Below are 19464 nucleotides of genomic sequence, written 5' to 3' on the forward strand. Positions count from 1 at the left end.
AAGCGGACTTTGATAACGATGGGTATGCTGACGAAGCTTAGTCGACATCGAAGCTGAAGCGAACTTGGAAAGTTTAGCATAAGCTTCCGATGTATGTTTCTTGCGAAAACATTGTAGGTACGCATGTACCAAACACGTACACTTGCGCTTCCGCCTTTCTCAAGTAGCGCTTCTTCTTCTCGGCTTGCGAAATCCCGCTTTTTTAACCTTTATTGTAACATTTTCCCCCCTAATACCGTTCTATCTATTAGATAACGATATTAGGGGGATTTTTTGTGCGAATTAATATGAATTCCATTGGTAAAGTTTCGATCGTCTTTTTATTGTTGGTTAGTATGCTAATGCTCGGTGAGCGTAAAGCTACCTATGCTTGCGATTGTAAGATACCGGGAAATTTTACGGAAGGGCTTGAGAAGTACGACGTCGTTTTCGAGGGTGTAGTTATCGGTACGGATAAGAACATGGATACACAAGCTATAATAAGCTCAGCCGAGCCAGTTGAATGGACATTTCAAGTAAATGGGGCGTGGAAGGGCGAGGTTACTGAAGAAATTGTGGTTGTGTCTAAGTTACATTCTGTAAGCTGCGGCTATGAATTCGAGGTAGGTAAGCGCTATGCAGTATTTGCAACGAGTAATGATGATAATATTACTGTTTCTTCTTGTAGTGGAACTAGAAGCATTGCAGATGACTCCAACATATTTGAGGAACTGGGCGAGTACACGGTTACGCTCACGTCAGTTACAGACAAGGTAGACTCAACCGATGCAGAGGGAACAGATCCAATAGATCCACTTGAAAACAAAGGAACAAATCCATCAAATACTTTTGATAAAGCTAACACTATTGAGAAACCAAACCAAACCGGTATCAATGCATTCGTCATTGTATTGTTTGTGGTTACACTATGTAGTGTACTAGTCGGACTATTAATTCTCAGAAAAATCAGGAAATAATATACGAAGTGCAGATCAAAAAAAATAGCTCTATTGCTTCGACCATAGCTGATCATGTGATAAGTAGGAGATGGAGGAAATGAACAAGAAACGAAGACAAGTTGTACATTTGTTTGTCATTGTTGTATTACTGCTGAGTGGAATCATGGTTGGAGAACAAAATCGTGCATATGCCTGTAGCTGTGCCATGGGCTCAGGAAGTTTTGAAGATGAGCTAGCAAATAGCGACTATGTATTTGACGGAGTTGTTACGAACATGATCGGAGAAAGTTCAACAACAGATACGTATAGTAGCGCCTATCCAGTAGAATGGACGTTTCAAGTGAATGGTTCTTGGAAGGGTGAAGTTACTGAAGCTATGACGGTCTATTCAGCAGCATCTTCTATTAGTTGTGGTTATGAATTCAAAAAAGGGATGCGATACGCAGTTTATGCAAGAAATATCGACGATACCATTGAGGTCTCCTATTGTAGTAAAACATCGATGATAACTGCTAATTCTACTGTTTTCACCGAGTTAGGATCATATAAAGCTGAATTTAGTGTACCACCTATAGGTGATCTCGCAGATGATCTCGGGATTTATAGTAATCCACCTGTTGATGATAACTCGAACATATTCAATGCACAGGAAGCGTATGCGGTTGCGATACAAACAACTACTGAGCAGATAGATCCCGCTTATACGGACGGAATATCACAAATAAATACTATTGAAAAAGTTAACCAAATTGGTATTATTACATTTGTGATTGTAATTATTTTATTACTTGTGCTTGCTGGAAGGCTAATTTACAGAAAAAACAGGAAATAGTATAATAAGTGCTTTTCAACATAATGCTTACGTTACTTGTTCATTCGAAGAGTAAGAGATAGAGGGGGGTTACTTGAGCATGAAACGAAAAAATGTCGTACATCTGATTGTGATTGTTGTATTACTGTTGAGTGGGCTAATGATTAGTGAACAAAAAAATGCCTATGCCTGTAGTTGTATAGAGCCGGGTAGCTATGAAGATGAATTAGAAAGAAATGATTGGGTATTTGACGGGGTAGTTATGAGCAAGAAAGAAAAAAAATCACTTTTGGGAACGCGAAGTTCGGCTGATTTAGTAGAATGGACGTTGCAAGTGAATGGCTCTTGGAAAGGTGATGCTACTGAACTTATTACAGTCTATTCAGCTGAAAGTGGTGCTAGCTGCGGCTATGAATTTGAAATAGGAAAACGATATGCTGTTTTTGCGAGGGAAGTAGATGAGATTATCGAAGTTTCATTGTGTAGTAAGACATCAATGATAGCGGATAACTCTGATATTTTCACCGAGTTAGGACCATATAAATTCGGAGTTAATGTTCTACCAACAGCTGATCACAGCGATGATGTAACGATGGATCCTAGCTCGCCGGATTCTATCGTGAAAATTGCTACGGAGGAAGAAGTGAAGCAAAGTATTCAAGATCGAAAAACGGTGTTAATGGTTGTGTTCGTAGGAGTAGCATTACTATTCATCGTTGGTGCTTTCATACTTATTCGTAGAATGATGAGAAAATAATGATGTTATGAATGAATATTGTTGTTAATGCTACTAGCGACGAGATATAATAGTTGAAATATACATTGAACTAAGTGTATGCTATTGTATACACAAAAAGTTTAGCTTATGCTTCCTAAGTGACTTTTTGTTAACTAGATGTGAATCATGAAGCAACAAAAAGTTTAGCTTATGCTTCCTAAGTATTTTTCTGTACAAGGAAGCCTAGCTATGAAGCCCAGAAAAATTGTAGGAGGAAACATAATGAATGTACAAATATTACATGCTACAATGACGTTCACGAAAGACAATGGTCATGTAGGGGCTGTTCACTTTCAAGTGGAAGGTCATCCGAAACCTTATGAGATGGCATTACATAAAAGTAGAAAAGCTAAAGAGTGGGGCTATGGATTGTTCTTTTTAGCGGGTTCAGGTGATGAGGATCTATTACTGGAAGTCGAAGATGAACTTGAAGAAAACGATGAATTGTACGATCAATTGGTCGAAGCAGCGATGGCGGCATTGGAGCAATAATAGCTGATAGCAATGCGACATTAAGAAGCCGTATCAAAGGATTACCTTTTGATACGGCTTCTTGTTGTCGAAAGTAGGCATCGTATGCGATACAGTGAATATGATGACTTTATTTTGTTTGATTATTGTTTGAATGCTTCAATTTATATCGACGAACTCCGCGTAAAAAAAGTATAATAATAATAATGGCACCTAGTGTAAGAAATAATGCTTCATATTGATTAGTTAGTACAATGATTTCCGGGATACGGTCACCTACGAAGTGACCAAGAGTGAAATAAATCGAAGTCCACAGTGTTGCAGCTGGAAAAGCAATAAGTGAGAATTTCGAGAATTTCATGTTGTTCATTCCCATTACATAAGGTGTTGCATGTCTAAGAAATGGGAAAAACGCACTAATCGGAATCGCATATAAACCGTATTTATCAATGAGATGATCAGACTTCTTAATAAACTTTCCGAATTGTTGTTTCTTAGAAAACCATTTCGCAAGTCTACTACTGGTAAAGCGGCCTAAGCTATAGTTGAAAGTCATTGCTGAGCAAATACCGAGAGTAACCATAGCAAAAGCAATCGCAGTATCGATAACATTTGCTTCAGAAAGCGCCCCTGCCGTTAACACAACAGCTTCATTTGGAATTGGTAAACCGATTAATCCGAGACAAAGAACGAGAAAAAGTGCGATAGGACCTATAGTCTCGATAATCTCTAATAGTAAATCATACCCCACATTCATTCTCCTTGATTCAAAATCTATATCAATTAATTGTATCATAACCAACATCCAAAAAGCTTAATTATCATTAAAGTTTCGGACGAAAGGGAGTATGTTTTTTGAAACCGTCTAGTTTGAAAGTAGTAATCGCTTTATATATGACTACTTTTTTGGCTGCAATAGAAGGGACAATCGTGTCTACTGCAATGCCAATTATTATCGATGATTTGGAAGGAGCTTCATTATTTAGTTGGGTTAATACGATTTATTTGTTAGCGATGGTCGTTGCAACACCACTTTATGGTAAACTTTCAGATATTTATGGTCGTAAGTTATTAATTAGTATCGGTATCATTATTTTTATTCTCGGTTCAGCACTTTCGGGTATTGCTTGGAGCATGCCGAGTCTAATTTTATTCCGAGCGATTCAAGGTTTAGGTGGTGCAAGCTTACTGACGCTACCATTGGTTATTATAACGGATCTATTTCAAGATGAGAAACGTTATAAAATTCAAGGCTGGCTTTCAAGTATATGGGGAGTAGCGGGAATACTAGGTCCATTAACAGGTGGCTTACTAGTGGATTATGTATCATGGCATTCTATTTTCTATTTGAATGTACCGTTTGCATGTATTGCTTTAGTACTTATCCATAAATTTCTGCCCAATCACTACACGAAAACAGTACGTGGTATTGACGGAAAAGGGATTACAACATTTTCGGTCGGTATTTTATTGTTGCTCTATGGCTTAAATGGGTTTGTTGAAAACGATGAGATTACAGCTAAATGGATATTTGCTACTTTAATGTTCATTGCATTGATCTGTCTCTATACTTTTGTGAAGGTAGAGAAAAAAGTGAGTGATCCATTTATCCCATTAGTAATCTTTACGAATAAAATGTTTAGATTTACGTTAATATCAGGATTTGTAATATCTGCATTAACCGTAGCTATTATATTCTATATACCATTATTAATGCAGGATGTGAAAGGCTTCTCAGCAACGGGCTCAGGTTTAATTATGATTCCGCTCTCGATTACGTGGCCATTAGGTTCAATTCTTGCAGGTCAATATGCTTTTCGTTATGGTATGAAGAAAATGGGATTAATCGGTTCGATATTTTTAGTTATAGGTAGTGGATGTATGGCAACCATTACAGCGGATACTTCGCCAATTCTTATTATGCTCTATATATTAATTTCGGGAATGGCGTTTGGTATTTTATTATCTTCATTCTCGTTTCTAGCATCGGCAGTTGCAAGTGAAAAAGTTAGAGGAGCGGGGCTATCAGCTTTGCAATTATTCCGTTCACTCGGACAAGCTGTTGGTCTAGTAGTATTCGGCATGTTGCTTTATAGTCAAACTAAATCGCCAAACTATATTAGTCTATTAGAGCTAAGTTTACGTCAAATCTTTGGTGTAATTGCGATTATATCGTTACTATTGGCGTTATACATTGGTTGGGTATTACGTAACAAGGAACTGTTAGCTTCATACAATTTTGCAGGTGAAGCAAAAACAACTAAAGTTAAGCAGGCAGCTCAAGTATCGGCAGATAGAAGTTGAGAGAGATAGTTTGATATGGTAATCTGATAACTAACAGTTAAAGAGGTAGTTCAAAACAGTCACTAAAATTAGAATAGGAGAATGTAGCTTGAAATTCAGACCTTGTATTGATTTGCACGATGGAAAAGTGAAACAAATTGTAGGGGAAACGTTAAATCATCAACTTGTTGAAAATTTTGTGTCTGAATATTCTTCTAGCTACTATGCAAAGTTATTCCAGAAGGATAAGTTGCGCGGGGGACATGTCATTATGCTAGGACCTAATAATGAAGCTGCAGCTAAGGAAGCTTTAAGCGCTTATCCGGGTGGACTGCAAGTGGGGGGAGGTATTACTGCAAGTAATGCGCTTCAATACTTGGAGGCAGGAGCTTCTCATATTATCGTTACTTCATATATCTTCAAAGATGGAGCATTGAATTGGGATCACTTACATACAATCGTTGATACAGTAGGTAAAGATCGATTAGTGATCGATTTGAGCTGTAAGTCTAAAGATGGCAAGTGGTATGTCGTTACGAATCAATGGGAGCAATTCAGTGACTTTGAAGTGAATCAACAAAATATTACTGAGCTTGAGAAATATTGTGATGAATTTTTGGTGCATGCGGTTGATGTTGAAGGTAAGCAGTCAGGCATTCAACAAAGTTTAGTTCGTGATCTAGCCCAGTGGACGACTATACCAACAACCTATGCTGGTGGTGCTAGGTCGCTTGAGGATATCGAGTTATTTGCGCAAATTAGCGAGTCCAAACTAGATTTGACGATCGGTAGTGCCTTATCTATTTTTGGTGGTGCTTTGCCGTATGAAACGGCATTGGCTGCGTTTAAGTAAAAATAGACTTAAATAAGGTTAACAAGTAATTGTTAGAAAGCAATGCATATCATTCGAGTCTATGATATGCATTGTTTATTAATTTATAAAGATTGGGGAAAATAATTTGAGAAAAATTATCGTGTACATCTTATCTATTGTTTTGCTATTAACTATTGCTAGCACTGCGGGTGCGGCAACGAATAAGAAGAAGGCGACCTGGACAGCAAGTGATGTCATCGTAGATGGTAGCGATGTTAGAATAACAGGCTTTAACATTGATGGCTCTAATTATTTCAAATTACGTGATGTTGCGGCGAGCTTAGCGGGAACAGCTGGTGAGTTTAATGTTGCGTGGAATAAGGCGTCGAATGCGATTGAACTTAAAAAAGGTGTAACGTATACTGGTGGCGTTACAGATGATTACTATAACTATTTTTATACAACGCAAAATGCAGTAGCATCATCATCCAAAATTATTGTCGATGGTCAATCAATGGATACGAAAGTATATACGATTGATGATGCCAATTATTTCCAATTAAGAGATTTGGGTAAATTCGCTGGATTTGATGTTCAATTTGTTAGTAAACAGAATGAGATTCACATTACTTCACCAAATCCGAGTAATGCATTTTCTGCTAAAGCTTCTGCTAAGTTGATCGACCATAAATCGATTGTATATTATCCAAGATGGAAGAGAACCGTTGATTCCTATCTCTATCATAATAACGATCAAACAATGACGGCGCTAGAAGCGAATGAAACGATCAATATAGCTACATATGATGCTAATTACCGGTTATTATCTTCAGCAACAGTAAAATATGAGCTACCTGTTTTTGGGGCTTTTTATAGTGGGGAACAATATAACTATATTGCATTTGGGCAAACGAATAAAGAGGAAAATGATAAGAAGGAAATTATTCGCATCGTAAAATATGATAAGCAATTTAACAAAATTTCTAGTGCATCGTTGCTAGGTGGAGCTGGCTATACGATTACTCCGTTTGATGCAGCAGCTGGTCGCATTGCAGAGCATGGTGATACATTGGTGTATCATACTTCCAGAGAACGCTACTTAACAGAGGATGGATTAAATCATCAATCCCAGCTTACATTAATTGTTGACACAACAACGATGAAAATTGTGAACGATACTGGAAAATACCAAGCGAATCATGTAAGTCACTCCTTCGATCAATATGTGCTATTTGATGGAGATGAGCATCTTCTACTAGATCATGGCGATGCTTTTCCACGCTCAATCGTATTGAATAAAGGCGATGGCTTCAGCTATGTAGAAAGAGATGTTGTTAATATTCCAGGTTCAATTGGTGCGAATGCGACTGGTGTATCAATAGGTGGATTTGAAATGTCATCGAGCTCTTATCTCGTCGCTTATAATACGATTGATCATTCTAAAGCTAAAAGATATACTAGCTTTGGCATAGAAGGTATCGATATTGATCAGCGCGATGTTATGATTGCAGTCGTTCCAAGATCTAATATTGAAACTGGCAAGATCAAACAAGTTGTATTAGGTAGCTACGTTGGAACGAAGAAGATGGCATCGATCCCACAGCTTGTTAAAGTTACGGGTAATAAATTTATGGTGATGTGGCAGCAATATGACGGCATTCCGGATGATACATATTCAAATCTCGGAAGAGGGCATTTGAAATATGTCTACATCGATGGAGAAGGTAATAAATTAGGTGATGTACAGTCTGTGAAATACTTTAATCAATCAACCGTTCAACCTATAGTATTTGATAATAAAGTAGTTTGGTATACCAATGATAATAATAAGCGTACCTTCTACGCGATCCCTATTCAGTAGATGAGATAGTAAGTTACTTATGAATAACCTTAGTTCGATATTATTTCGAACTAAGGTTATTTCAATTCCCATGCTATAATAATGAAAACGAGTTTAGCGCATGATATTCGAGAATATTACATAATGGAGGTCGTATACTACATATGAATAAAACAATTGGAGTACTAGCGCATGTCGATGCTGGCAAGACGACCTTTTCAGAGCAGTTACTATATTATACCAATAGTATTAAAGAGCGTGGACGAGTCGATCATCAAAGTAGTTTTCTTGATAGTCATGAACTTGAAAAGCAGCGAGGGATCACTATTTTTGCCGATCAAGCTATTTTAGATTATGAAGATTCAACCTATTATCTCATTGATACACCTGGACATGTCGACTTCTCCCCAGAAATGGAAAGAGCGATTCAAGTGATGGATGCTGCAATTATCGTTATCAGTGCAGTTGAAGGGATAGAAGCACATACGGAAACTGTTTGGGAGCTGCTGCAAAAGCACAAAGTTCCAACCTTTTTCTTCATCAATAAAATTGATAGAACAGGTGCTAATGTTGCAAATGTTATCGATGAGATACGTCATCATTTAACGGGAAATGTATGTGTTATATCTGACTCTATAGTAACAGGAACGATGCCGGATGATGTTATTGAATGGATAGCAGAGCGTGATGAAGCTTTACTAGACCGATATATGGAGCAAGGGTATGAATGGGAAGCGTGGACAAATAACCTAAAGCAAAAGATTCGATCTGGTGAAATCTATCCATGCTTTAGTGGTTCAGCTTTACAGGATATAGGAGTCCAGGAGTTTATAGAAAGCTTCGAATTTTTAACGGTTACGGACTATCGTATGGAGCATGCTTTTGCAGGTCGGGTATATAAAATTCGTTATGATGAGAGCGGAACGAGAGTAACCTATATTAAAGTAATAAGTGGAGTATTGAATGTTCGAGATGAAATTGATTGTAGTGATGGAGAACAAGAGAAAGTTACGCAAATGCGTCGTTATAATGGAAAGCAATTTCAACAAATCAATCAAGCTGCTGCTGGAGAAATCGTCGCTATTACTGGATTGACTAAAGCGGTTGTTGGTGATGGATTAGGCATATTACAGGAGAAGGCAATCTATGATATGTTTCCGCTATTACGTTCTAAAGTAGTGTTTGAATCAGCGATTAATGTCAAAGAGTCATTGAAATACTTTCGGGTTTTAGAAGCTGAGGATCCATCACTTAATGTCATCTGGGAAGAAAAGCTGCAACAAATTCAGCTGCATGTGATGGGGAATATTCAGTTAGAAGTGTTGGAGCAAGTTATATTGGCTAGATTTGGACTTCAAGTAACTTTTGAAAAACCAGAAATTATTTATAAGGAAACAATTACGGCGGAAACGATAGGATATGGTCATTTTGAGCCACTTCGTCATTATGCCGAGGTGCATTTGAGAATAGAACCTGCAAAGCGGAATAGTGGACTAAGCTTTGAAAGTCGATGCCATGCTGATGATCTAACGTCCGGATTACAAAACTTAATCGGGCAGCATCTATTAGAAAAAGAACATCATGGCTTATTAACAGGTTCTGCACTTACGGATCTGAACATAACGCTATTAACAGGAAGAGATCATAATAAGCATACGCATGGTGGCGATTTTCGTGAGGCGACTTTACGTGCGTTGCGACAAGGCTTAGAAAAGGTTGACAATATACTACTTGAACCTTTTTATCAATTTAAGATTATTGTACATATTGAGCAAATGGGTAGAGTATTATCTGATATTCAATCCGCTTATGGAAGCTTTGATCCACCTATGACGGATGGAGATAAAGCAATATTGGTTGGTAAGGTTCCGGTCGATACTTTCATGGACTATAGCTCCACCCTTGCCTCGTTTACACAAGGTAAAGGAAGAATTAATCTAACGTTTGCAGGTTATTATCCGTGCCACAATGAACGAGAGATTATTGAGCGCATCAATTACGATAAAAATGCTGATCCTGAATATAGTTCCTCGTCGGTATTTTGTGCGAAGGGAACAGGTTTCACTGTAAAATGGGATGAAGCTGAGAAGATGATGCATTGTTTGTAACTGAAATGATCTGAATAACATAAAGGAGATTACACGATTATGCTCAGTGCTATAATAGGAAGCTTTATATCAGCAATGGCTACCGTATTAGGGGCAGTGCCGTTACTATTCATGAAACGGTTGTCAGAAAAATGGAAAGATATAATTATTGCATTTACAGCAGGTATAATGGTGTCTGCAACAACGTTTGGCTTAATACCACAGGCGTTAAATGAAACGAATTTACTTGTGATGTCATTAGGTTTGTTATTCGGTATTGTCGTTCTTGATGTATTAGAAAAAAATATACCTCACATAGATGTAGAGCGTGGAAAAAGTGTCAAATCATTTGACTCCAAATCATTACTCGTTATTATTGCGTTATTTATTCACAACATCCCTGAAGGGCTGAGTACTGGATTTGGTTATGCAAGTGTGAATGAAGGTCTAGGCCCGATGATCGCAATCGCTATAGGAGCACAGAACGTCCCTGAAGGACTAATATTAGCAGTGTTTCTATTACAATCTAATGTTAGCAAGTTAAAGGCATTAGCTATTGTAACCATTACAGGTTTAGTAGAGGTTGTATCGGCTATTATTGGATTTTTCACAGCGACTTATATTGAATCATTAATTGGCTTTGGTTTATCATTTGCAGCGGGTGCCATGTTATTTATCGTATATAAAGAATTAATACCTGAAACACATGGGCATGGATATGAAAGACCGGCTACATATTCCTTTATTATTGGTCTGCTTATTATGATCTACATTAGTTATTTCTTTAGCTAGAAGAGTAAGATAACTTAATTGAAAAATAACTTTCAACGTATCCTATAATGTTTAGACTCGATAAAAGTCTAGCTTATAGGATATTTTTATTGGGTTTTAGTGCTATACGTAAATATAGTTATGTAAACTTAATTGATTTGAAAAGAAATGGTATAACGGAAAATAACAATCAAAAAATAAAGTCAACATCAAAACTCAAATATATCCAGAGAATCACGTTTTTATAGTAAACATATTGCCAAAGCTATCAGGGCATTCGATCATATATCTTTTTCTAGTTGGGGAAGGATACTATAAGAAAGTGCTGATCGTTATATAATCATAAGGCATATTGAATTCGTTAATTTTGTTGACGCTTACAAAGAATGATGATATATTATTTTTAATTAGTATACTAAACTAACTAATTAAAAGTTATTAATTTTATATTCTACGGGGGAATGACAATGTCTGCACAGCACGAACAAAACATTGACGATAACAGACCAACTAAAGCTTTTGGAATGAGAGACAAACTTGGTTATATGTTTGGTGATTTCGGAAACGATTTCTTTTTTCTATTAGTATCATCATTTCTTATGGTGTATTACACGGATATTTTTCATCTTAATGCAGCCCATGTAGGTATTCTATTTCTTATTGCAAGAGTATGGGATGCATTTGCTGATGTAGCTTGGGGAAGATTTATTGATTCTCGAAAAGCAGGAAAGCATGGTAAATTCAAGCCGTGGATATTAAGAATGTCATTTCCATTAGTTTTTTCTGGCGTATTAATGTTTATTCATATCCCTGGTATGGGCAATACATTCTATCTGGTATATGCTTTTGTAACTTATCTGTTATGGGGAACTCTATACAGTACTGTAAATATTCCATACGGATCAATGGCATCCGTCATTACTAGCGATGTTATGGAACGTACAACGCTATCAACGTATCGTACAATGGGAGCAATGCTTGCGAGCTTAATTATTACAGTAAGCGGACCATTTATTATTTTCGTAGACAATCAAGCGGTAGCAGGGCGGTTCACATTAGCTGCAATATTATTTGGAATATTATCAATAGCTTGTTATATCGGGTGTTACAGTCTTTCAACAGAACGTATTACGCAAGTGAAAAATACAGAGGTAAAAGCTGATATCAAGAAAACAATGAAAAGTTTCTTGAAAAACAAACCATTGCTTTCTATGTTGCTTGCTTCATTACTGTTCATGATGTGTACGATGTTAATAAGCGCGGTTAACGTATATTTATTCAAGGATTATTTCAGTAGTGCGGCTAAGGCGTTAAGTATAAGTGGATTTATGCAAGTAGCGATGGTGTTTATAGCTATACCTATATCTAAACCGTTAGTCCATCGTTTTGGTAAGAAAGAAGTAGCGTCGGTAGGGATGTTACTCGCATCTATCGTCTATTTTATTCTCTTCCTGTTGCCTGACATATCTGTTATGCAATACATTGGAATTGCAGCAATTGGTATGTTCGGATATTCTTTCTTCAACCTAGTGGTATGGGCGTTTGTGACAGATGTTATTGATTATCATGAGTATCTAATGGATATGAGGGAGGATGGTACGGTTTATTCGGTTTATTCCTTCTCGAGAAAAATCGGTCAAGCGATTGCGGGTGGTATTGGTGGATTTGCATTAACGCTTGTTGGTTATCAATCTGATGCTGCTCTTCAAAGTGAGGAAGCACTTAAAGGGATTCACAATCTTGCAACGATAGTTCCTTCCATCATCTACTTTATTATTTTTTTAGTTATGTTATCCTTGTACCCTTTAACAAAACAGCGTACAAAGAAATTAGCTGAAGATCTAGCTGAACGTAGAGAGAAGAAAAATATGATGTAGTGCAACAAAGAAGGAGCGACTTCATTTACGTTGAAGTCGCTCCTTTTTGCTGTGATCAGATCTAATCTTGATTAATATCGTACGGTAAATTCAACACAGAAACATCTAAAAATGATTGTATAGCAAGTGCACAAGCACCAAGAACACATGATTTACGACCCATTATTGAAATAGATAATTCACGATAGTGACTGATTTTAGAATGTAGATTTTCATGAATGGCTTTCGTAGCATAGGGATATAGTTGTAATAATTCACTATCAACGACAATAACCTCGGGATTATAGATGTTAATCATATTGTTCAATCCGATCGATACATAGAAAATAAATTGATGTAGTATTTCCATAACTTGTTCATCTTCATTAGTAATCCATTGTGCTACTTGCTCATAGGTTAAACCGGATTGACCTTTAATTTCAGCAATGTGATCCATAATGATCTGATCCGAAGCATAACGTTCCCAGCAGCCTTTGTTACCGCATGCACAGTCTTTACCACCTGGAAACAGAATCATATGACCGATTTCTCCAGCAAATCCGTCATGGCCTCTTACGAATTTGTTATTCATAATCATGCCAAGACCAATTCCTGAGTAGAAAGTTGCGGACAAAAGATTTTCAGTATCATGATGTGTAAAGATCCGTTCGGAAAAAGCACTTAGATTCGCATTGTTTTCAATATGAATAGTCAAGTCAATATATTTCTCCAAATCAGTCTTAAGCTTAACGTCACTCCAACCAAATTGAGGGACGAAGTGCACAATCTCATCATTGCCTACAAGACCATGAACCGCAATACATACGCCAACAATTCCATGTTGAGTATTATTATATTGCTCTGAGTAGCGCTTGATATTTGCAACTAGAATCTCTATAACTTCTTCATAGTTGCTTGTGTGTAAAGCAACATTTTCATGGGCGATCATCGTTCCTAATAAATTAGTAAGTGTATATGTGATTTGTTTATAATCTAAGTCAATACCAAGTGCATAACCTGCCTCGGCATTAAGCGAGAGCATTATCGGTTTGCGTCCAACAGCATTATGCTCAAGATGAGTTTCAATAACTAATCCTTCCTCTAATAAATCAGCAACCTGTACCGATATCGTGGCACGTGTCAAATCTACCTCTTTGGCAAGTTCAGCTCGGGAAATCATTCCTTTATTAACAATTTCTTTAATAATTAATGAGCGATTAATTTTTTTTATATATGAAGCATCGCCGGTAATCATGGAAAACCTCCTAAAACTTTCATATCTTCTATTTATACTTCCTGCGATGAAAAGTTACTTCGGAAGCATAATCTCTTGTGTAACATAAATCCGTCCTAAGCGTTGTAGTCATCAATCATTATACAGTTGAAATATTCATTTGACAAAAAGAAATAGAATTGATAAATTGATTATATAATTAATTAGGTTACTAAACAAACTAATTGTTTTTTATTTCAACAACGGACCAATAATTCAACTGAGGAGGATATAACAGTGAGTAATTTTATGAATGAACATTTCATGCTATCTAATGAAACTGCCAAGCAGTTGTATCATAATGCAGCTAAAAACGCTCCAATATTTGATTTTCATTGTCACTTAGATGCGCAGGAAGTTTGGGAAAATAAATCGTATCGTAATATGACAGAGCTTTGGCTAGCTGGAGACCATTATAAATGGCGTGCTATGCGCATGCATGGAATCGGTGAAAGATTTATTACAGGTGATGCGTCTGATTGGGAGAAATTTCAAGCATGGGCACAGACTGTACCCTATTTACTAGGAAATCCACTATATCATTGGACTCATTTGGAATTGAAAAATTACTTTGGTATTGAAGAATTATTAAGTCCAGAGACTGCAGAAAAGATATGGAATGAATGTAATGCGAAGCTTGAACAAGAACAATATAGAGCAAGATCATTTATAGAAAAGTCTAATGTGAAATTTATCGGTACAACCGATGACCCATTATCTGATTTGCAATATCATATTCTATTAGCTGAGGATTCCACGTTCGATACGATTATTGCGCCAACATTTCGTCCTGATGGTGCACTCAACATTGATGCGCCTACATTCTCGACATGGGTGAAACAGTTAGAGCAAGTAACAGGAAAGAGTATGACGTCACTTGCTAACTTTGTAAGCGCATTAAAGGAACGAGTGAATTATTTTCACGAGCATGGCGGAAGAGCATCCGATCACGATATTCCATTCTTAATCTATCGTAAGGTAGAGGAGATTGAAGCAGAAGCTATTTTTATCAAACGACTGCAAGGATCACCATTGCTAGAAGAAGAAATCATCTCATATCGTGCTTACTTGTTAACGGAATTAGGCAAAATGTATGCTGAGAAGCAATGGGTGATGCAGCTCCATATGGGGGCGATTCGTAACAACAATACGAAGTTATTCCGTCAAATAGGCAAAGACGCTGGATTCGATTCTGTTGGTGAAAGTAATTTCGCTGAAGGAGTTTCCAAATTACTAGATGGATTAGATGTGCAAGACGCACTGCCTAGAACGATACTGTATAACTTGAATCCGAAAGATAATGCTGTTCTAACTGGAATGTTAGGCAATTTCTATGAGGAAGGTATTGCAGGTAAAGTACAATTTGGTTCAGGTTGGTGGTTCAACGATCATATTGATGGGATGGAGAAACAGATGCGAGATCTCGCCAATGTTGGCTTGCTAGCTCACTTCGTCGGAATGTTAACCGATTCTCGTAGCTTCCTATCTTATACCAGGCATGAGTATTTCCGCAGAATATTGTGTAATATGCTCGGCCAATGGGTAGAAGAAGGGTTAATTCCTGATAATACTGATTTCAATAATAAAATAGTAACGGCCATTTGTTATAACAACGCTCATCAATATTTCTTAAATAGATAATTACGTAGCAGTGGAGAATATTAGAGGATAAGATCTCTTTCAACATTTCTGACTTTAATTAAAATAACAGCTAGGAGAGTGCTAACATGTCAAAGCAACAAATTGGAGTTATTGGTTTGGCTGTAATGGGGAAAAACTTAGCGTTAAATATTGAGAGTAGAGGGTACACCGTTTCCGTATTCAACCGCTCTTACGGTAAAACAGAGCAATTTCTCCAGGAAGAAGCCAAGGGAAAAGCATTCGTCGGCGCCAAGACGATGGAACAATTCGTAGCCTCCTTGGAAATACCACGCAAAATTTTATTAATGGTGCAAGCAGGAAAAGCAACGGATGCAACGATTGATGTATTGAAGCCATTACTTGATCAAGGAGATATTATTATCGATGGTGGTAATACTTATTTCCAGGATACGATTAGACGTAATTCAGAATTACAAGAACTAGGCTTCAATTTCATCGGCACAGGTGTTTCTGGTGGTGAGGAAGGTGCATTGAAAGGCCCTTCTATTATGCCAGGAGGTAAAGAGGAAGCATATGAACTCGTACGTCCAATATTAGAAGCCATTTCCGCTAAAGTAGGTTCTGATGCTTGTTGCACGTACATCGGACCAAATGGCGCTGGCCACTACGTGAAGATGGTGCATAACGGAATTGAATATGGCGATATGCAATTAATTTCTGAAGCCTATTATATTTTGAAAAACGTGTTGAACTTGAATGCTGATGAGCTAGCGGATGTATTCCATGACTGGAATAAAGGTGAATTAGATAGTTATCTTATTGAAATCACAGCTGATATCTTCCGCAAAAAGGACGAAGAAACAGGTCAACCGTTAGTAGATGTTATTCTTGATAAAGCGGGGCAAAAGGGAACAGGGAAATGGACAAGTCAAAATGCACTTGACCTTGGGGTACCACTTCCGATTATTACGGAGTCTGTATTTGCCCGCTACATCTCCGCACTTAAAGATGAGCGTATTATAGCTAGTCAAAAACTTACTGGCCCAGAAGTTACTCCATTTGACGGAGAGCGCGATGCTTTGATTGAACAAGTTCGTAAAGCACTATTCTTGAGTAAAATTTGTTCATATGCACAAGGTTTTGCTCAAATGCGTACTGCTTCTGACGAATATGAATGGAATCTTCGTTACGGGGATATTGCGATGATCTTCCGTGGTGGATGTATTATCCGCGCGCAATTCCTGCAACAAATTAAAGATGCATATGATGCCGAGCCAGCACTAGCAAACTTGCTACTTGATCCGTATTTCAATGATATTGCTGCAAATTATCAAGCAGCATTACGTGATGTCGTATCTATTGCAATCCAAAGAGGTATTCCCGTTCCTGGATTTGCAAGTGCAATTAACTACTATGACAGTTATCGTGCAGAGACGTTGCCAGCAAACTTAATTCAAGCACAACGTGATTACTTTGGCGCACATACGTATGAGCGCAAAGATAAAGAAGGTACTTTCCATACGCAATGGATGAAATAAAAATGAAGAGAGTTTAGATAGCATTACCTAGAGCCAGTTCAAAGTTTTAATACTTTTGAACTGGCTTTACTTATTTAAATGGCTCTGTTATACGTCAGATTAATTGAGAATGTAAAAGAAAACCGAACTATAAAACGAAATCTTTATTAGATTTTCGTAATAGTTCGGTTTTTTAATTGGTTTAAATACTTATGTCCTAGCCTCTTTATTATATCTGACTTTCCTAAATTTAGGTCTTGATAAACTCAGAAAATAAAGTACTAGACTGTCGAGGGCATTAAACTAATGTGCAGGTTAACGCAACCTTATACTATTACATACGTTATAGTAGTAAAAGGAATCTAAGCAACCAATTATAGTTTTAAGAAAGGATGATTTTGTATAATGGCGGTAAAGATATGTACCGATTGTGGAGAATCAAACGCCGAAGGCTCGTTAATATGTGTTGTTTGTGGTAGTTCGCTTAAAGATGCAATGATGGAAGGAACTCCAAACGCTGATAAATATTTTCCAGGAAACTCAACGCCTATAAAATGCCAACATTGTAATGAACGTTTGGTCCGAGGATCATTAACATGTAGATATTGTGGAACCGTTGTATCAAAGACGGTAAAAGGTTCTCGTTATTATAATGATCATATTTCCTCGGGGGAAAGCGGAGGATCTACACCTATGGCGACGTTTGGAAGAGGTTGCCTATGGCTCATCCTTGGTACATTAGGATTGTTACTGATCGCCTTTATTACCCAGAGTACGATTAATGTTCCGTGGTTCATATTTATCCCAATCGTTATTCTCGTCTTCTGGATGGCTTCAAAGAAAGGTAAATAATGAGATCAGGTTATTTCGCTTACCTACTCCAAGTGACTCTCTCTCGGGCTTGCCTTTTTTCATCTAACGAGAAATGATAGTCGAATAATACACATTGATGAGCAGGTGCTTAGTGATAAGCTCCCATTATAGTAGACAGTAGAAAAAACAAAAACTTCTACTGCTACTAATGATGGGAGTTTTTCTAATGTCCAAAAGAAGTTTAACCTCTGTTGAAACAAAATTAGATGTCGTACAGCGATGCTTAGGGCTCAAATCAAATCCAACACATGAAGCAAAACAGATAGGTATTAGCCCAAACACGGTTAATGAATGGATAAGAAAATATAAAACAAATGGTTTGGATGGATTAAAGGAATCAAATACATGGAAAACCTATTCACAGGAAACGAAGCTTGCTGCTATTAAAGATAAATTGTCTGGTCATTACTCTTTATCAACCGTAACAAAAAAGTACCATATTTCAAGTACGAGTGTCCTGCGGAAGTGGATTTCCAAGTATAATAGTGAGATAGAATTGAAACCTACTCGTAAAGGAAGAGGGCTATCTCGTATGAATAAAGGACGCAAAACAACATTTGAAGAACGTATTGAAATTGCACAATATACCATCGCTAATGATTTGGATTATCAGAAAGCGATCGAAAAATATGAAGTATCTTATCAGCAAGTGTACGCATGGGTTCGGAAATATCAAGCAGGTAGCGAGGATGCACTCCAGGACAATCGCGGTCGTAATAAGCCTGTAGAGGAACTAGACGAGCAGGAACGTCTTAAGCTACGGATCAAAGAACTAGAAGCTCGGAATGAATACCTGGAGATGGAGAATGCCTTTGCAAAAAAGTTGGCAGAGATCGAGCGACGAAATACACGCTAACCCTTGTTCGACAAGTAACCTTGTATCAAGCGATTCAAGAACTCAACAACGAAAAAGGATATGCGATTACGAAGTTGTGTGCGTTAGCAGGCGTTGCTCGATCTGCCTATTACAAGTGGTTACATTGGAAGCCATCTACCAGAGAACGTGCCATTCTTGCGCTAGCCAAAAAAGTGAAGCGTCATTATGACAAAAGAAAAGGGATCCTTGGTTATCGCCAAATGCGTACTCAGTTAAACCGAAAACTCAAAAAGAAGTACAATAAAAAACGCTATTACCGCATCATGCGTGCGCTTGGACTCCAAGCAGTCATTCGTAGGAAACGACCAAGCTACGTGAAGGCCTCTGAGATCCATGTTGCTGAAAATATTATGAACCGTAACTTTGATGCCCCTTCTCCTAATTCAAAGTGGTGTACAGATGTCACCGAACTGAAGTATGGGAATGGTCGCAAAGCCTATTTAAGCGCCATTATTGATCTCTACGATAACTCCATTGTTTCGTGGGTATTAAGCCATTCCAACAACAATAAACTCGTGATGGATACACTGAAGAAGGCTTACAAGAAGTAAACTGTACCCTATAGAGTAGACACTTTGAAAAAAGTCTACCCTGTAGGGTACTTTTGTTTATAATAAGAAAAAACAGGTCGGAGCGAACTAATATGACAAAGCGATTATTTACTAAAAAAGAA

Annotated in this window: 17 protein-coding genes; 15 read left to right on the top strand and 2 right to left on the bottom strand. The window is 37.5% G+C overall.

Features of this window, described 5'->3' with window-relative positions; translation table 11 throughout:
- The first annotated feature begins 275 nt into the window (after nt 1–275).
- The 4 genes from AC1TPB_RS20295 (at nt 276) to AC1TPB_RS20310 (ending at nt 3019) form a co-directional block, all read left to right on the top strand.
- Nucleotides 276–956, top strand: coding sequence for a hypothetical protein (locus AC1TPB_RS20295; protein WP_482078205.1), 681 nt, complete (start codon nt 276–278; stop codon nt 954–956).
- Between the two features lie 79 nt (nt 957–1035).
- Nucleotides 1036–1770 carry a hypothetical protein gene (locus tag AC1TPB_RS20300; protein WP_482078206.1) on the top strand — a complete coding sequence of 245 codons (735 nt, stop codon included), beginning with the start codon at nt 1036–1038 and terminating at the stop codon, nt 1768–1770.
- Nucleotides 1771–1849: 79 nt separating this feature from the next.
- Nucleotides 1850–2506: a hypothetical protein gene (locus AC1TPB_RS20305; protein WP_482078207.1), complete on the top strand. Its 657-nt coding sequence runs from the start codon at nt 1850–1852 to the stop codon at nt 2504–2506.
- Between the two features lie 243 nt (nt 2507–2749).
- Complete coding sequence (locus tag AC1TPB_RS20310; RefSeq protein WP_482078208.1) at nt 2750–3019, top strand: hypothetical protein; 270 nt, start codon at nt 2750–2752, stop codon at nt 3017–3019.
- Nucleotides 3020–3128: 109 nt separating this feature from the next.
- Here the strand turns inward: AC1TPB_RS20310 and AC1TPB_RS20315 are convergent, their stop codons facing one another.
- On the bottom strand, nt 3129–3749 hold the full coding sequence (locus AC1TPB_RS20315) for a DedA family protein (RefSeq protein ID WP_482078209.1): 621 nt from the start codon (nt 3747–3749) through the stop codon (nt 3129–3131).
- Between the two features lie 104 nt (nt 3750–3853).
- On the opposite strand from AC1TPB_RS20315, the gene AC1TPB_RS20320 reads away from it, so the two are divergent.
- The 6 genes from AC1TPB_RS20320 to AC1TPB_RS20345 all read left to right on the top strand — a co-directional run bounded on the left by AC1TPB_RS20320 (nt 3854) and on the right by AC1TPB_RS20345 (nt 12670).
- A complete protein-coding gene (locus AC1TPB_RS20320) occupies nt 3854–5302 on the top strand; it encodes an MFS transporter (protein WP_482078210.1) in 1449 nt (482 codons plus the stop codon).
- Between the two features lie 88 nt (nt 5303–5390).
- Entirely contained in the window at nt 5391–6134 is a 744-nt protein-coding gene (hisA, locus tag AC1TPB_RS20325) for a phosphoribosylformimino-5-aminoimidazole carboxamide ribotide isomerase (protein ID WP_482078211.1), read from the top strand.
- Nucleotides 6135–6240: 106 nt separating this feature from the next.
- Complete coding sequence (locus tag AC1TPB_RS20330) at nt 6241–7956, top strand: hypothetical protein (RefSeq protein WP_482078212.1); 1716 nt, start codon at nt 6241–6243, stop codon at nt 7954–7956.
- Between the two features lie 143 nt (nt 7957–8099).
- Nucleotides 8100–10043 carry a GTP-binding protein gene (locus AC1TPB_RS20335; protein ID WP_482078213.1) on the top strand — a complete coding sequence of 648 codons (1944 nt, stop codon included), beginning with the start codon at nt 8100–8102 and terminating at the stop codon, nt 10041–10043.
- A gap of 39 nt (nt 10044–10082) precedes the next feature.
- Nucleotides 10083–10814, top strand: a complete 732-nt coding sequence (locus tag AC1TPB_RS20340) for a ZIP family metal transporter (RefSeq protein WP_482060887.1) — start codon at nt 10083–10085, stop codon at nt 10812–10814.
- 446 nt (nt 10815–11260) lie between these two features.
- On the top strand, nt 11261–12670 hold the full coding sequence (locus tag AC1TPB_RS20345; protein WP_482078214.1) for an MFS transporter: 1410 nt from the start codon (nt 11261–11263) through the stop codon (nt 12668–12670).
- Between the two features lie 61 nt (nt 12671–12731).
- Here the strand turns inward: AC1TPB_RS20345 and AC1TPB_RS20350 are convergent, their stop codons facing one another.
- Nucleotides 12732–13904 carry an ROK family protein gene (locus tag AC1TPB_RS20350; protein WP_482078215.1) on the bottom strand — a complete coding sequence of 391 codons (1173 nt, stop codon included), beginning with the start codon at nt 13902–13904 and terminating at the stop codon, nt 12732–12734.
- A 255-nt stretch (nt 13905–14159) separates the two neighbouring features.
- On the opposite strand from AC1TPB_RS20350, the gene uxaC reads away from it, so the two are divergent.
- From uxaC to AC1TPB_RS20375, 5 genes are all read left to right on the top strand, one after another.
- A complete protein-coding gene (gene uxaC / locus AC1TPB_RS20355; protein ID WP_482078216.1) occupies nt 14160–15563 on the top strand; it encodes a glucuronate isomerase in 1404 nt (467 codons plus the stop codon).
- Nucleotides 15564–15649: 86 nt separating this feature from the next.
- The gene (gndA, locus tag AC1TPB_RS20360) at nt 15650–17062 is read left to right on the top strand and encodes an NADP-dependent phosphogluconate dehydrogenase (protein WP_482078217.1); all 1413 of its coding nucleotides are present in this window, start codon (nt 15650–15652) and stop codon (nt 17060–17062) included.
- 384 nt (nt 17063–17446) lie between these two features.
- Complete coding sequence (locus tag AC1TPB_RS20365) at nt 17447–17893, top strand: double zinc ribbon domain-containing protein (RefSeq protein WP_482078218.1); 447 nt, start codon at nt 17447–17449, stop codon at nt 17891–17893.
- A gap of 187 nt (nt 17894–18080) precedes the next feature.
- Entirely contained in the window at nt 18081–18770 is a 690-nt protein-coding gene (locus tag AC1TPB_RS20370; protein ID WP_482078219.1) for a helix-turn-helix domain-containing protein, read from the top strand.
- A 20-nt stretch (nt 18771–18790) separates the two neighbouring features.
- Entirely contained in the window at nt 18791–19342 is a 552-nt protein-coding gene (locus tag AC1TPB_RS20375) for an IS3 family transposase (protein WP_482078220.1), read from the top strand.
- Nucleotides 19343–19464 lie beyond the last annotated feature (122 nt).

This window comes from Paenibacillus sp. Y951 (assembly GCF_056786395.1).

Bases quoted from the DNA above. Each gene is read 5' to 3' on its own strand.
- AC1TPB_RS20300 (WP_482078206.1), top strand. From the start codon at position 1,036: ATGAACAAGAAACGAAGACAAGTTGTACATTTGTTTGTCATTGTTGTA.
- AC1TPB_RS20305 (WP_482078207.1), top strand. From the start codon at position 1,850: ATGAAACGAAAAAATGTCGTACATCTGATTGTGATTGTTGTATTACTG.
- AC1TPB_RS20310 (WP_482078208.1), top strand. From the start codon at position 2,750: ATGAATGTACAAATATTACATGCTACAATGACGTTCACGAAAGACAAT.
- AC1TPB_RS20335 (WP_482078213.1), top strand. From the start codon at position 8,100: ATGAATAAAACAATTGGAGTACTAGCGCATGTCGATGCTGGCAAGACG.
- AC1TPB_RS20340 (WP_482060887.1), top strand. From the start codon at position 10,083: ATGCTCAGTGCTATAATAGGAAGCTTTATATCAGCAATGGCTACCGTA.
- AC1TPB_RS20345 (WP_482078214.1), top strand. From the start codon at position 11,261: ATGTCTGCACAGCACGAACAAAACATTGACGATAACAGACCAACTAAA.
- AC1TPB_RS20350 (WP_482078215.1), bottom strand. From the start codon at position 13,904: ATGATTACCGGCGATGCTTCATATATAAAAAAAATTAATCGCTCATTA.
- gndA (WP_482078217.1), top strand. From the start codon at position 15,650: ATGTCAAAGCAACAAATTGGAGTTATTGGTTTGGCTGTAATGGGGAAA.
- AC1TPB_RS20365 (WP_482078218.1), top strand. From the start codon at position 17,447: ATGGCGGTAAAGATATGTACCGATTGTGGAGAATCAAACGCCGAAGGC.
- AC1TPB_RS20370 (WP_482078219.1), top strand. From the start codon at position 18,081: ATGTCCAAAAGAAGTTTAACCTCTGTTGAAACAAAATTAGATGTCGTA.